The following is a 13,823-nucleotide window of genomic DNA, read 5'->3' on the forward strand; positions in this document are numbered from 1 at the left end:
TTTGCTCATCTTTATGATGTGTTTATGATTTGGAGGAGTTTACTCCTTCTCTTCTTCCCGAAACCGGAACGAACGCGCCAAATATAACACCGGTGTGCCTGCTGCCGAAATGACGAACTTCAGTACATAGGTTGTTAAAAGAATTTGTACCCATACGCCTAGCGGATACACCTTGTAGAAGGCTATGGAACAGAACACTAAAGAATCGACAAATTGGCTAAGGCCGATGCTTCCGTTAATTCGCAGCCAGAACTGGTTATGATTAGGAAACCGGTTCTTCAAGGCACTAAAAACACGAACATCCAGAAATTGGCTGACGAAATAAGCTGCCAGACTTCCCAATGCAATTTGCGGTGCCAAACCAAAAATCGTCTCAAGAGCCTCCTGTGAAATATCGCCTTGCTGAGGTACGAAGAACAGCACCATCTGCATAATGATCGCCGAGGCAAACAGGCTGAAAAATCCGAACCACACCGCCTGCCGCGCGGCTCTGGGCCCGTACTTCTCATTAAGCAGGTCCGTCGTCATGTATATCGACGCATAAATCGAATTACCGAGCGTCATCACAATACCGAATATTTCGATCGTCTTGACGACTTGAATGTTGGCCAGTACAGTAGCGAAGCCTACCCAGGCATACAGCCCCTTGCGCCCGAACAGGCGGTAGCTGAGCAAGAACAGCCCGAAATTGACGATGACAAATGCAACACCCCAAACAAAATTGAACATAATCACTTTCCCCTTAGTTTTGATCACGCGGGATGGTTTCGAACCGCGATCGGCATAAAGCCCGCCAATTGGGCAGAGTATGATTGTATCATAGCCCGTTAATTCCGGCAATAAGGGATATGTTAAGCGCTAAGACGAACTCATCGTTCTGAAAAATTAAACCAAAAAAGCTGCCGCGAACACGCAGCAGCTCTTGGCTGATCATGAATGATGTTCTTGTCTCCCGGCATAGTAAGGCTCTCCCGGGTCAATGTCGATCACGACTCGCCGAGGCGCCGCCAATGCATATTGATGCTCGCAGCGCCAACGCATATCTTCCGTGAAGCCGATAGTCTCACCGTCGGAGATCACGTCTCCCTGGTTGAATAAATAATAGGCGATATCCATTAAAGTCCCGGCCATCTGGGAAGGGTCAAGATCATAGAAGTGACACTGGACGTCCGGAATGCCCAGCGCCGCGAGTCCGATGGAATCCATCAATCCTTCCTGCCGCCCGCTTCCGCTTCCCTCGACATTATAGTAACGGATGTTCATGGCTCCATATAAGAGAGCCCCCTCTTTAATTGCAGTTAAATAAGCGCCTGGCTCGACCAGCTTATCGCTTTCCCTGAAATAAATCGCATCGCAGGGTGCCGCCTCCAGTAGCGCCTGAAGAGCACCAGTGAATAGCTGCAATCTTGATTTAGGATCCAGGCCTGATGCCATCATGTCGACGAGCAGAAGAGAATGGCTGCATGCATTCAGCGTCTCTCCGGCTTCCCGCCAATGCCAGGCTTGTTGAACGGCCGTTGTGTAGTCCGAAGCAGGACGATGATCAATGTTCATCAGGCTGGTTTGGGCAGGCATCTCCCCTTCTGAATAGGCGATCATATAATTCATATGAAAGAAATGCAGCAGGTTTTCTTTATCTGCGTCATTGGCCTCCCAAACTGCCAGCCTCGAGCCTTCTTCTTGCTGCTGCTCCGGCTGACTCAGCTTCCCTGTATACAGCTCCATTTTTTCATAAAGCAGCTGTCGGTCGAGAGTGGGCGGCTGTTTATATTTCAATTCTACGGCATATACTCTCGCAAATCCGAAATCTTGTTCCTGCTGAAGCAACTCTTCCATAATCTCCAAGCTCCTTTATCCGATCATCATCTATTTCTAGTTATTTCAGCGCTCCTGGCTTGCTCAGCTTGAATAAAGCGAGCAATAGGTTCTGTCAAACCGCCTTGCAAGAAGATCCTCTTTGCGGATGAAAAATTGCAGCGCTCCTGCATCCCACCAGCAAAATCCAATATCATTATCGGATTCCAGCTCAAAAAGCAGCAAAGTATCCTCGATCTCCTGTCTGGCCTTCGTCTCATCTCCTGCAAAATGAGCGGTGATCTGTTCAAGCGCCTTGCTTTTGCTGTAGCTGTAGCTTGTCCCTGTCAATATCATCAGGGCTGCTTCATGCTCGGCGTCATCGTGCTGGCCGTCCGGGTAGCCAAACAACGTAGCAACGTCGTCGCTCTTGGAGCCGTTGATCGAAAAGCTTAAATCCTCGTAATCCTCATATCCTACCGATTCGTTCTCTATCTGATCATAATCGACATAAGCATAGTTCGGCGGTTCAAGAGAAGGCCTGGCCGTAAGCCGGAACCCGCGGTAGCTCTCCTCCAAGGCCGTCTCTTTCGGAGCAAAGCGTCTTTCGACACCAGCAAGCATTTCCTTGGTCACATACAAAACACGATGTTCAATATCATATGCCGGCTCGTCTATCCCTACAAAAAAATAAAGCATCCCGTCAACCGGCAGCAATGATGCTGTGTCATGACCAGACAACTCTTCCAGATTCAGCTGAGCCAGAAATGTCATCGGTATCCCGTCCTTTGTCAGCGGCCACTGCATGGAGGTCGGTAAATCCGGATCTCCTCCGGCTCTGGAATCGCACAGGGTTTCGTAGTGAGTCTCTCCGGCTTTCGTACAGCGAATGCTTGGACGGATATGGTCCAATATATACTGGGAAGCATGGGCAAATCCATACTCCTCAATTAAGCTCTCCACTTGTTTTCGCTGCTGCTCATTCAAATTCAACTGAAGTCCTCCCATTTTAATGATTATGTCTATTGTACCGGGATTTCCCATCTGCTTCCATAATGCCATGTACCTAGGCCGCTTAGGGCCTTCGGGCTCAAAACGTCCCAAAAGTAATAGAGATCAGTCTGCGTCTCCTACTGTCATGTTCATCGTTGATTGACGCGTCCCTTCACGGGAGATCGTTCAACCGTTCACGTAGACGGGTATATCCTGGGGCAGGCCTCTTTTTTCGTACTCTGGTACCTTGGAAAATATAGGAACATTCATTAACCTAATGTTGGGTTACGAAAATAGAGCTGAAGGAGGAGTTTATCGTGAACTTCAAAGGCAAGCGGCTGGCGTTCATTCCCGTCATCGTTGTTCTGCTGACGTTGCTGTTCAGTCTGCCGGCCGCTGCGGAAGAGCCAGTAAAAGTATTTGTCGATACTACGAAAATCGCTTTCCAGGTGGAGCCTCAAATTATTGAGGGTACTACGCTGGTGCAGTTCCGGCCCCTTTTTGAAACGATGGGCATGGAGGTGAAATGGGATGAGATTAGGCAGCAGGTGACGGGATCGCGGCCCGGCCTGTCTATTGTCCTCACCATTAACGATTCGAAAGCAGACGTAAATGGGAAGCAGGTGGAATTAAGTCAAAGTGCCCAGATTATAGACGGCAGCACGATGGTGCCGCTGCGTTTTATCGGTGAAGCCACGGGAGCCATTGTCCATTGGGACGAATATACCCGCGAAATTCAGATTATTACCGATGCGTTTTTAAAACAAGTAGGCATGTCCAAAGAGGAAGTGCAGAGACGCCTGGCGGAGTACGACGCCAAGCAGGCGAAGCAGCATGCGACTCAAGACACGCCAACCGGGCAGGGGACAACGCCGGCTGCACAGGAACCAACCCCTCCGCCTCCTGCAGCAGCCAGTGAGCCCGTAGATCTGTCGAATCTTTCGGGAATGTATTACGGTCTAAGGGATGATTTTGGCGGGTTTGAATGCGGCGGCGCCTGCTGGGATATGTATACCTTCCTTCCAGATAACCATATCTTCGTCGGCCCTCCACCTCAAGGCGGACCGGAAACCATCGATTGCTCCAGGGACGGCTGCAGCACATACACCATCGCGAATGGGAAGCTGCAGATCAGTGCGAATGACATCCGTTCCATCCATATTAACGATAGGGGCGAACTCGTTATTAATGATGTTGATATGTCCCCTATCGCAGCGGTTCCCGAGGGGACAAAACTCAAGGGAACATATCAGTATATCGGCTACAGCGGACTGGTCGGGATCAATGCGTCCTCCAGCTCATGGACGGAGTATTTGAGCTTCTCCGCCGACGGTACCTTCCAAAGCACGGATTTGACTCTTTCCTCATTGAATAATACAGTATCGTCCACTAATGCGACAGGATCGAAGAGCGACAAAGGAACCTATGACATCTCGGGCAACACGATCACGCTAACTTATAAAGACGGAACCGTCGTGCGCAGTGTTTTCTTTTTCCATGACAATTACGGCAAGGACTCATTCCGTAACATCCAAATCGGGCAGAACCGCTTCTATATTCCGAAGGAGAACTAGCTCTTTAGCATACCGGTAGCCACTTCTACTTAATTTGAGGTCAGCCAGCTATTACTGGTTGACCTCTCTTCTATTTCATCTATTCTTCTATTCTTATGTTCCATGGAGCAATGACCCCTGAGATCCCCAGATTCTCTATTTTTCCAATTTTACCCATATAAATGGGAAGCACTTTCTCAATTGCCTGTCCCCGCTTCAAGCTCGGGAGGCTTTTCATTAATGCAGTTCGCCAATTTCCATAGTGTTTTTTTGAAAAACCGTACAATCGAGTCGACATCCATCCCTTAGATATATTTGCTGTGAAGCCTTCGTTCATCCACGATTCTAATCGAAAGTGTCGAGTCAATTTATATCTCCCGCTTAGTTTATAGTAATAATCGGCAGGATATGATCGAATATATCGATGAGCGAGTAATAAACCTACAGCTTCTCCATAACCTTTATGAGGACTATCAACGGCATGTCTGATGGCTTTCATACCGCCTAAATAAATGTATCGGTTTGCTATAGTGAGGATTTTCTTGGATTGAATATCTCTGGTGCCTAATTCTAATAAGACGATGTAAGCGTCTGGAATTATTACACGTATAGACTCCAGCGTTTTCATTGTTTGTTTCAATCTTTCTTCGGGTGTAAACCTGGAACGAGTTTTGCTGTAGGACAACGGGGAAGGCTCGAAATAAATAACTGAAGTAACAATAAACATGATCTTTTTCCGGTTCAAAATATCACCTCCGTTACAAGGTTTGGCATGTCTTATTCTATGAAAGAAACGATGATGAAGTGATAGAAAAACGAACTAAATACTTGTAAGTTGGGTCTATGAATCCACCGTTCTGACCTACCAAAGTAGTGCACTAAACGGCTGCTTCCGTATGCAATAAGCAGGATGGAATAGAAGAGCAAACTATCGATTATCACATACAAGTAGCATTATCTCTTCTAGAGACCCCACTAAACCAAACGTCAGAACTGTGCTTGAAACCGAAAGCGCAAAAAAAAAAAAAGAAATCGGTCACAAATGGGAACGATTTCTCGAGGAATTTATTGGTCTTGTTCGGGATAAAGGTAAGAATCTCCTTCTTATGCGATATATCTTATTATCAAGAAGATGGTAACCTTGTCCATTCCGGCAGATTCATAGAGACATGCGTCTATTTTGCTGCCCAATCCATGTTGGATAAGCATCTATGCACAGATAACGAACATAAACTGTTGACGTAACATAAAAAATATTGAACTTAAGGAGGATTTTTCAATGGCTCAAAACAAACGCTCTTATCAGCATTATCCTCATCATATGTACCATCATCCGTACCACCCGCATCATGGTTATCATCCGTATGGGTACCATCCTCATGTCTATCATGGGTATCACGGCTACCACCCTTATGGATATCATCCGCATCATATTCACCACCCACATCATCATTATCATGGAATGGGACACCACGGCTATGGCCATTAATTCGACGCTTGAGGGTCCTCCAAACTTCTCTTCGTTGGACGGACCTTCGCGGTCCCTTATTACGTTTGGACAAGCCTCAGCATAGAAACATTCCAGTTCTATATACCCAGACTTTGATTGTACGCCAAGATTTCCTCGACGGCTCGCCGGTACCCTCCCGCGGCACGGAAAGACTCGCCAATGGCTTCGCTTGCTTTGCGGAATGATCCATCCTTGAGTACGCGTTCTGCCGCTCTTCTGAGCTCATCCGCGGTCAAGCTCTCCTGATTCAGCTGGATGCCTGCCCCGGTTTCCGCCACGCGACGCGCTATAACAGGCTGGTCGGCACTTTGGGGAAGAACGATCAGCGGCACACTGTTATAAAATGCTTCACTAGTGCTATTCATTCCTCCGTGGGTAATAAATAATTGGGCATGCTGCAATATTTCCAGTTGAGGTACGTAATCCCGAACGATAAAATTGGCAGGAATATCCCCTAATTCTTCAATCCTGGTTTGTTTTCCGACGGACATGATGACAGAGTAGTTCGTTCCGGCGAACGCGGCAAAACAGAGCTTATAAAAATCCGCAGCTTGATTGAATACGGTGCCGAGAGAGATGTAGATCAGGCGCTCCTTGTCCACATTAGAAAAATCAAACGATTCTTGAGAGCGAGGCACGATTGACGGACCGACAAACTTATACGTCTCGTCAAAGCTGCCGCCATCGGGTTGAAATAATTTGGATGTGTAGACGAGAGTCATTGGAGCCGGATTGCAGAAAACCTCATAAGCGGAATGAATTTGCACAGGGTATTCTGCCTGCACTCTATGGACCAGCTGTTGAAACTCCTGTTTCGCTTGATCATTTACCTCTGCCGGAAACTGCTGTGTCAGGCGTTCCTGCAATTTGTCAAAGTCGTTTTGCTGAGAGGCAAAGCTTGTGCATGAGTTGATTGCCGGCAAATTAAGGATTTGTGCAAGCAGCCGGCCGCAGCCGAACATCGAGTCATGAATCATGTAATCAAACCGCTCTTCTCCAATTTGCTGCAAGAGGCTGGGGATGACGATATCGGCTGTGCGCAGCAGTCCGCCCACTCGAGCCCAAGGACTTCTTCCTCCTGCAATAAATGCCTTTATAAATTTGTCGTTATCAAGCGTAATGACCTTTGCCCCAGTCGGCTCTACGAGATCACGAAAGGGTTCTGATAAAAAGTAAACGACCTCTTCGCCGCGGCGGATCAGTTCCTGAACTACACCGAGCGTCGGATTAATATGTCCTTCGGAACCGGCATTAACCACCAATACACGTGCCATACCCATCACCTTTCAAGTAGAAATTTCCGCTTGCCTTTTGCGGTATTAGGTTTAGTATACTCCACCCTTCTCCACATATCATCCCTTCTTGGGATAGCTTACCGGCCATGTCCTTATCGCCTCTTAGCGTCTTACATGTGCTTGAGGCATAGGCTGCGAGATAGTGGACAATCGCAGCAGCTCCTCTTAAAAAGCTGAAGCTTCCGGTACCACACGTACCGGACTTCTTGAGGCGTTTATGCTCTGGAGCTTGCAAATCTTTGCTTACGCAGCATCATCACATTGTAAGTGATGTAATAAGCGAACATAATAAGCATGAGACCGGCTGTCCAACCGGAACCCGAACTAAACACAGGGTTTGCCCAAGGATTGCCTGATTGCAGGGCACCTGAAGCACCCGCCGTAAATATCCCAAATAACCGATACATGAAGCGGCCAATAAAAATAACAGTTACGAGGCTTCCGATCCATAGATTCGGGCGATAAAACCAATGACCATTACGCAGCTCTATCTGAGTAAGCTGAGCTCCAACATAAGCCAGAATACCTCCAGCTAGAATACCGAGCAGATCCGATATGACGGTGCTTACCTGGAATGTTCCTGCCATAAGAAACAACAGCCCAATAATACTCAAAAGAACTATGGACACACCCATTTTGCGCGGCTGCAGCTGCTGCCAGCCGATATTACGGCGAATTCTCAAATACATACGGTACATAATAAAAATAATAAGTAAACCCATGATTACAACCTGTGTTTGCATAAAGCGATGCCCCCTTAACATAATGCGTTTCATGCTTCTATACTACCTTTCCTGCGAATTGGGTTCGACTAGCTGAAGATAGAGTGTTCTCCCGTTCTTCTCTATCTACAGATAGATATTGCTCCAAACTCGGCTCTGTTGATTGATATTTTTCATGAAAGCATGGCACAATGGAGTGGTTGCATGGTAAAGGAGGGCCACGATGAAATATTACTTGTATGGAAGACCTGTAACCGACTCCGCTTTTTTATTTTTTTTAATGCAGTTCAATCATTTTTTCCAAGGTCCTCCCCTGAAAATCGCACTCAATGTAGTACTCTGGGTAACCTATACCTGTATGCTTTTTCTCCCTAAGAAGCTCTGGACAAGAACAAGACTGATGCTGGCTGCATGTCTGCTTTTGCTGGAAGCCGCAGTCGGGGTGTTCGGATTTCAAGAAATGAACCTCATATACATCATCGCAATCATTTTATTTGTGGGGGCTATTCGCCTATCCTTTATCAAACTGCAGACCCCTGCGATACTGGCCATTTGCGTAACCGCGGCATTCTATGTGAAATTCGGAAGCGGAGATATTTTTAATATCATCTCCTTTCTCTTCTTTGCGACAGCCCTGTACTTCTCCATACGAAGCCGAAGACAACGGAATGAAATGTATGAATTAAATAAAAAGCATCTGGAGGAGCTTCAATCAGCCTACGACCAGCTCCATCAGGCTTCGGCCACCACTATGCAATACGCGGTCCTCGAAGAAAGAACACGGATTGCAAGGGATATCCACGATGCGGTCGGACATAGTCTCACGTCCTTGATTGTACAAATACAGGCTCTGCGCTATATGGTGAAAGCAGATCCGGAGCGTGCCGCACATTCGCTGGACGGTATGCTGGCCGTAGCGCGCCAAGGGCTTCAGGATATCCGCACCTCTGTTCATGCACTTGCGGACAACCGCTCGATACCTGGAGTAACAGGCTTAAAATCACTGCTCGCCCGAATGGAGGCTACCGCTTCCATTGCTTATACCTTTCACACTGATTTACAGGATGGAGAGGTTGAGGCGGAGGCATATGAAACCTTTTTCAGAGTGCTTCAAGAAGCCATTACGAATATTATCCGGCATTCGCAAGCGACCCAAGTCGAGGTTTGGCTTTTTAGGCGGACCGATAAGCTTGTAATGACTATCCGCGATAACGGGGTTGTCACAGCTATAAACGATATCAAGGAAGGATACGGCATCAAGGTTATGAAGACAAGGCTTGAGGAGCTTGGTGGAAGTCTTCTTCTCACGAGTTTGGTACCAAGCGGGCTGGAGCTTACTGCGTCTATACCATATAGAGATCGTTCATCAGGTGAAATGGAAGAGGAGGATTGAGGATGCAGGAGCATCATAAAATTAAGGTACTGCTTGCCGACGATCAAACTATGATTCGGCAAGGATTCAGCTATGTTATCGGATTGCAGCCCGATATGCAGTTAGTCGGAGAAGCTTCCGACGGTCAGGAAGCGATTGATTTGGCCTCAGAGCTTCGTCCGGATGTGATATTAATGGATATCCAAATGCCAAGAAAGTCCGGCATCGAAGCGACGCGAGAAATTAAGAGACAGTGGCCGGCTACGAAAACGGTTATTCTCACGACTTTTGATGATCAGGAGTATATTTATCAAGGAATTCGGTCTGGAGCGGTCGGATATTTATTGAAGGACGCAGAGGTAGAACAGATGCTGGAGGCTGTACGTTCCGCATTTCGCGGTGAGGCCATTTACAAGACAAGTCTCGCGGCCAATGCCCTGCTTCGGGTCGCTTCCTCAGCAAATACCCCTAACGAAACGGATGCCAAGCCGCTGCTTATTGACCCATTGACAGAACGTGAACAGCAGATCCTTCAGGAAATGGCCTACGGTCTCCGCAATGACCAAATAGCGAAAAAGCTGTTCATTACCGAGGGCACCGTTAAGTCCCATGTTCACCGCATTCTGCAGAAATTCAGCTGCGAGGACCGCACACAGGTCGTAGTCGCCGCTCTTCGAAACGGGATGGTGGAATGATGCGCAAAACAGAAAGGGGTTAAAGTTTTGATAGCCAATGCGTCAGAGGAATCCCTGTAAAGTAAAAATAGGATAGATCTGTCCATTTTACTGGATGATCTATCCCTTTTTAGCTGAGTTGTCAGATCCAGGTTGTCCAATATTTTTTGCTGATAAGATCGCCATGAATAGCGAAACGAGATGCTTGAAGGAAACTGCTTCATGTCAACACTCGCCCTCAAGAAACCGGATGAGGTACAATTCAGGCTGAGCCAGGAACTCCGGGAAGCTGCACAAATCGGCATACTCTTGATGCTCCGCATCATAACAGCCGATCATGCCTTTTTTCTTGGGATTCCACACGAGCTGAACATCGGAGTAATTATCAATATCGGCCGATAGCCGCAGCAGCTTTTGACGACCGATTCGCATCTCAAAGGTATCAGTCAAGGTGAAAAAATCGATATACCTGATCTCATAATCATTTGCCGGTAACTCGACACGAAGCTTATCCCCGGTAAGAAAGCGGATCAGCTCATCGGTCAATTTATACTTTTTCAGTTCATATTTTTTGTTCTCCAAATGATGAAACTCAGCCGGCTCCAATGATTTCAGATAATCAGCCAAAGCCATATTTTTATTCATTACCGCAATCGTGTAAGGTCTCTCGCCGTCTTTCTCTGACAGCGTAACGTCCGCACCGCGTTCAATCAAATGTTTTACCATCGCTGCATTACCCAAGCGCGTTGCAACGGTTAAAGGAGTCGCACGATAAGGGTGCACCATATCCGGCTGATTGTAATTAATATCCACCCCATGCTCGAGTAAATAATCGATTGTTTTCAAATCATGATCGGATACGGCTTGACGCAGCACGGCACCCCCATGCTGTTTAATATCCAATCCCAGCTCACGAATAAGCGGAATATTGGATTTGTTGCCGTAGTAGGCTTGGGAATAAGCTCCGGACCGAACTTGATTCAGCATGTCCATCCTGGCGCCATGTTCGGCAACGTAACGAACCATATCTTCCTTGCCATAGCGTACTGCGCGTAAAAAAGCAGGATTATGTTCAACATTCAAGTTAACTCCATGCTCGACCAGCAGCTTAACAACATCCAGTCTTCCGGATATTATCGCCAGATCTAATGGACTTAACGTGGTATATTGGCTAAGTACAATACCTTCCTCTATATCCCATCCCGATGCTACGGCTTCCAGCAATGCAGGAATATTCCCTTCGTAAATGTGCATCGCGATTTCCGGCAGTTCTGCGAACTTCCCAATATCTTTCAAATGAATCATGACATACCCGCTCCCAGTCAAAGTCTTATGAAGAGTATAGAAAACTGCCAGACAAAAAACAACGGGTCTTTGGGCTTAAGACTATTCGTACACTCCTTATGGGACATAAAATACCTCCGCAAAGCGGGGCGTTGGTTTTCGTGCCATAAAGAAAAAGGCCCTTGTCAGCCGCTTCATATTCCCATGGAGCCTAGCAGACTTGGATTGGGAATATGAGAATGGCGATTCAGGGCCTTACTGCAGCCTATCGGCAAAATCCATTAACGCTTAGGAGCGAGCTCAATAGCTTGGCGCAGCGCTTCCTTCATGCTTTGTTCATCGGCAATGCCTTTTCCTGCGATGTCAAAGGCCGTGCCATGGTCGACGCTCGTGCGGATGATCGGCAGTCCTACCGTGATGTTGACGCCGGCTTCCAAGCCGAGCACCTTGATCGGGCCGTGACCCTGATCGTGATACATAGCTACGACGATATCGAAATCCCCGCGCGTAGCACGGAAAAATAACGTATCAGCAGGCAGCGGACCGACGGCTTGAATGCCTTCCTGTTGAGCACGCTGTACGCCGGGAATGACCTTTTCTTCCTCTTCGCCGTAGCCAAACAAACCGTTCTCGCCCGCATGCGGGTTGATGCCGCATACCGCAATTTTTGGTGCGGTGTACCCTGCCTTTTGCAAGGTTTCGTGGGCCAGACGGATCACCTTGTACACACGGTCCGGATTAATCTGCTTCACCGCATCGATAATGCCGACATGCGTCGTCACATGAATGACCTTCAGCTTAGGTGCGGACAACATCATCGAATAGTCCTTGGTGCCGGTCAGCTCCGCCAAAATTTCCGTGTGGCCCGGGTAAATATGGCCTCCCTTGTGAAGAGCTTCTTTATTCAACGGCGCCGTACAGATCGCGTCAATCTCTCCCCGGTTCGCCAGCTCTATGGCTTGCTGCAAGTACATGAACGCGGCATGGCCCGCCTCTGGACTTACCTTGCCGAACGGCAAATCTGCGGGAAGCAAATTCAAATCCCAGCAGTCAACGGTACCATGCTCGAATTTGGCTTCCTGAAGCGCTGCAATCGTATTGACCTTGAGTCCGCTGTGAACAACCTGCGCCGCTCTCTCAAGAAGCTTGGCGTCCCCGATAACAAAAGGACGGCTTTGCACATACATCTCCGCATCACTCAGCGCCTTCATAATAATCTCCGGCCCGACTCCGGCTCCGTCCCCCATGGTAATACCAATGATCGGTCTATTCATGTGTATACTCCCCTTTCAAAATTTGCATGGCATGCCATAACGAATCTACATTGCCAAAAGCTCCTGCTTTGGTGACTGTAGGTACATTCCGTGCGCCAATCAGTCTGCCGAGCGGAATACCCGGTTCAAGCTCCGAAGTCAATTCAATACCCCTTACACCCAAATGGCGGCATACCGCCTTAGCGGTATCGCCTCCGGTCAACACCATTCCCTGCAGCGTATATGCCGAGCACACAGCCGCGGCTACTTCCCCTAATGCATCCGCGATGGCATTGGATACACTGGATGCATCCATCCCCCGGCTGAACCCGAGCTTCTGCGCTTTAGCTACCTGCTCCGGCGATGAACCTGCATAGAACGATACGTCCGAGCCTGCGTTAAGCGCTGAGGACAGACTGCGGTAGCAGTGCTCCTTCTCCTGAGCGGCTTGCTCCGGCGATGCGAGCAGTGTCAAAGGGTCCAGCTCCACGCATGCCACATCCGGATGCTCATTTACCTTCTGCACCTGGGCGCGTGTTACACGAGAGATGCTTCCGGCCACGAGCATGACAGGCTGTCTACCGCGTTGAACCTTTCGCTTCAGTTCCGCATCTGCCGCAGCTTCAGCCACATCAGCCCCTTCGGTGGACGTATCCGAGCCGACCATTCCGATGGATGACAGAGGCAAATATTCAGCCAATCCGGCAGAGCCAGCCCATAATAATCGTTCCTTAAGCTTTGGCATCAGCTCCGCAATTTGTTGAAGGTCCTCGTCCGTCTCAGCATCGATCACTAATAGCTCGGCACCAGACTTCAATGCATGATTGACGCTCTCCTCCAACGCCGAAAGACCTTCGCGAACAGCGGCGAGCGGAATGCTCACCGCTGTTCTCCTCGCTTGCCCCGACAGCAGCTTGCTGATATCAGCTTCGGGAACAGGCGTCTTCGGGTCCCTGCCGATCTCTGTCTCATGAATCGGCACCCCATTTAAGTAATGCCTGCCGCCGACCGTCGTTCTCCCTATTCTCGGAAAGGCAGGAACGACAATGGCCCCCTCAAAGCCGTACACATCCAGGACGGCTTCGATTTCTTGACCCAGATTTCCACGAAGCGTGGAATCCAATTTTTTATAAATAAAGGCGCAGCCTTGCTCCTTCAAGGACGCGGCCGCCTCGCGTACGCGCTGGTACGCCAGCTCCCCTGGCACCGATCTGCTGTCGGTATCCAGGACAATGGTCTCCGCTATAGAAGTTGAAGCGTTCAGCTCCGACCAATCAAAGACTACTTGAGTCGGCAGCCCTTTTCTAGCCACTTGCACACCGGAATCGGAAGCTCCCGTTAAATCGTCCGCAATAATTGCTAACCGCAGCAAT

13 protein-coding genes are annotated in these 13,823 nt (G+C 48.4%); 4 read left to right on the forward strand and 9 right to left on the reverse strand.

All coding sequences use genetic code 11. The annotated features are described in order from the left end of the window. Window positions 1-39: 39 nt before the first annotated feature. The 3 genes from ABEA66_RS16610 to ABEA66_RS16620 form a co-directional block, all read right to left on the reverse strand. A complete protein-coding gene (locus ABEA66_RS16610; RefSeq protein ID WP_345589015.1) occupies window positions 40-729 on the reverse strand; it encodes a queuosine precursor transporter in 690 nt (229 codons plus the stop codon). Window positions 730-930: 201 nt separating this feature from the next. Further along, window positions 931-1,836: a DUF4261 domain-containing protein gene (locus ABEA66_RS16615; RefSeq protein ID WP_345589017.1), complete on the reverse strand. Its 906-nt coding sequence runs from the start codon at window positions 1,834-1,836 to the stop codon at window positions 931-933. 63 nt (window positions 1,837-1,899) lie between these two features. Next, a complete protein-coding gene (locus ABEA66_RS16620; protein ID WP_345589019.1) occupies window positions 1,900-2,787 on the reverse strand; it encodes a YwqG family protein in 888 nt (295 codons plus the stop codon). Window positions 2,788-3,104: 317 nt separating this feature from the next. On the opposite strand from ABEA66_RS16620, the gene ABEA66_RS16625 reads away from it, so the two are divergent. Then, complete coding sequence (locus tag ABEA66_RS16625) at window positions 3,105-4,361, forward strand: stalk domain-containing protein (protein ID WP_345589021.1); 1,257 nt, start codon at window positions 3,105-3,107, stop codon at window positions 4,359-4,361. A gap of 79 nt (window positions 4,362-4,440) precedes the next feature. Here the strand turns inward: ABEA66_RS16625 and ABEA66_RS16630 are convergent, their stop codons facing one another. Beyond that, complete coding sequence (locus tag ABEA66_RS16630) at window positions 4,441-5,085, reverse strand: hypothetical protein (RefSeq protein ID WP_345589023.1); 645 nt, start codon at window positions 5,083-5,085, stop codon at window positions 4,441-4,443. Between the two features lie 534 nt (window positions 5,086-5,619). Here ABEA66_RS16630 and ABEA66_RS16635 point away from each other — a divergent pair. Next, complete coding sequence (locus ABEA66_RS16635) at window positions 5,620-5,829, forward strand: hypothetical protein (protein ID WP_345589025.1); 210 nt, start codon at window positions 5,620-5,622, stop codon at window positions 5,827-5,829. A gap of 98 nt (window positions 5,830-5,927) precedes the next feature. Here the strand turns inward: ABEA66_RS16635 and ABEA66_RS16640 are convergent, their stop codons facing one another. Both ABEA66_RS16640 and ABEA66_RS16645 read right to left on the reverse strand, forming a co-directional pair. Next, window positions 5,928-7,124 carry a macrolide family glycosyltransferase gene (locus ABEA66_RS16640; protein ID WP_345589027.1) on the reverse strand — a complete coding sequence of 399 codons (1,197 nt, stop codon included), beginning with the start codon at window positions 7,122-7,124 and terminating at the stop codon, window positions 5,928-5,930. A gap of 236 nt (window positions 7,125-7,360) precedes the next feature. Then, complete coding sequence (locus ABEA66_RS16645; protein WP_345589029.1) at window positions 7,361-7,888, reverse strand: CcdC protein domain-containing protein; 528 nt, start codon at window positions 7,886-7,888, stop codon at window positions 7,361-7,363. 202 nt (window positions 7,889-8,090) lie between these two features. Here ABEA66_RS16645 and ABEA66_RS16650 point away from each other — a divergent pair, with 202 nt between their 5' ends. Continuing rightward, window positions 8,091-9,260 (forward strand): sensor histidine kinase, encoded by a 1,170-nt coding sequence (locus ABEA66_RS16650; RefSeq protein WP_345589031.1) that lies wholly within the window; start codon window positions 8,091-8,093, stop codon window positions 9,258-9,260. A gap of 2 nt (window positions 9,261-9,262) precedes the next feature. Beyond that, window positions 9,263-9,934: a response regulator transcription factor gene (locus tag ABEA66_RS16655; RefSeq protein WP_345589033.1), complete on the forward strand. Its 672-nt coding sequence runs from the start codon at window positions 9,263-9,265 to the stop codon at window positions 9,932-9,934. A 204-nt stretch (window positions 9,935-10,138) separates the two neighbouring features. Here ABEA66_RS16655 and ABEA66_RS16660 read toward each other — a convergent pair whose 3' ends face one another. From ABEA66_RS16660 to ABEA66_RS16670, 3 genes are all read right to left on the reverse strand, one after another. Beyond that, complete coding sequence (locus tag ABEA66_RS16660) at window positions 10,139-11,218, reverse strand: ankyrin repeat domain-containing protein (protein WP_345589035.1); 1,080 nt, start codon at window positions 11,216-11,218, stop codon at window positions 10,139-10,141. 260 nt (window positions 11,219-11,478) lie between these two features. Then, a complete protein-coding gene (gene pdxA, locus ABEA66_RS16665; RefSeq protein WP_345589037.1) occupies window positions 11,479-12,471 on the reverse strand; it encodes a 4-hydroxythreonine-4-phosphate dehydrogenase PdxA in 993 nt (330 codons plus the stop codon). Next, on the reverse strand, window positions 12,464-13,822 hold the full coding sequence (locus ABEA66_RS16670; protein WP_345589039.1) for a four-carbon acid sugar kinase family protein: 1,359 nt from the start codon (window positions 13,820-13,822) through the stop codon (window positions 12,464-12,466). Before ABEA66_RS16670 ends, pdxA begins: the two co-directional genes overlap by 8 nt. Between the last annotated feature and the right edge of the window lies 1 nt (window position 13,823).

Source organism: Paenibacillus vulneris (genome assembly GCF_039543185.1).
In the GTDB taxonomy this organism is placed as follows: domain Bacteria; phylum Bacillota; class Bacilli; order Paenibacillales; family NBRC-103111; genus Paenibacillus_S; species Paenibacillus_S vulneris.

Coding starts and splice junctions, on each gene's coding strand:
- ABEA66_RS16610 (WP_345589015.1), bottom strand. CDS start 729: ATGTTCAATTTTGTTTGGGGTGTTGCATTTGTCATCGTCAATTTCGGG.
- ABEA66_RS16645 (WP_345589029.1), bottom strand. CDS start 7,888: ATGCAAACACAGGTTGTAATCATGGGTTTACTTATTATTTTTATTATG.
- ABEA66_RS16655 (WP_345589033.1), top strand. CDS start 9,263: ATGCAGGAGCATCATAAAATTAAGGTACTGCTTGCCGACGATCAAACT.
- ABEA66_RS16615 (WP_345589017.1), bottom strand. CDS start 1,836: ATGGAAGAGTTGCTTCAGCAGGAACAAGATTTCGGATTTGCGAGAGTA.
- pdxA (WP_345589037.1), bottom strand. CDS start 12,471: ATGAATAGACCGATCATTGGTATTACCATGGGGGACGGAGCCGGAGTC.
- ABEA66_RS16635 (WP_345589025.1), top strand. CDS start 5,620: ATGGCTCAAAACAAACGCTCTTATCAGCATTATCCTCATCATATGTAC.
- ABEA66_RS16660 (WP_345589035.1), bottom strand. CDS start 11,218: ATGATTCATTTGAAAGATATTGGGAAGTTCGCAGAACTGCCGGAAATC.
- ABEA66_RS16640 (WP_345589027.1), bottom strand. CDS start 7,124: ATGGCACGTGTATTGGTGGTTAATGCCGGTTCCGAAGGACATATTAAT.
- ABEA66_RS16650 (WP_345589031.1), top strand. CDS start 8,091: ATGAAATATTACTTGTATGGAAGACCTGTAACCGACTCCGCTTTTTTA.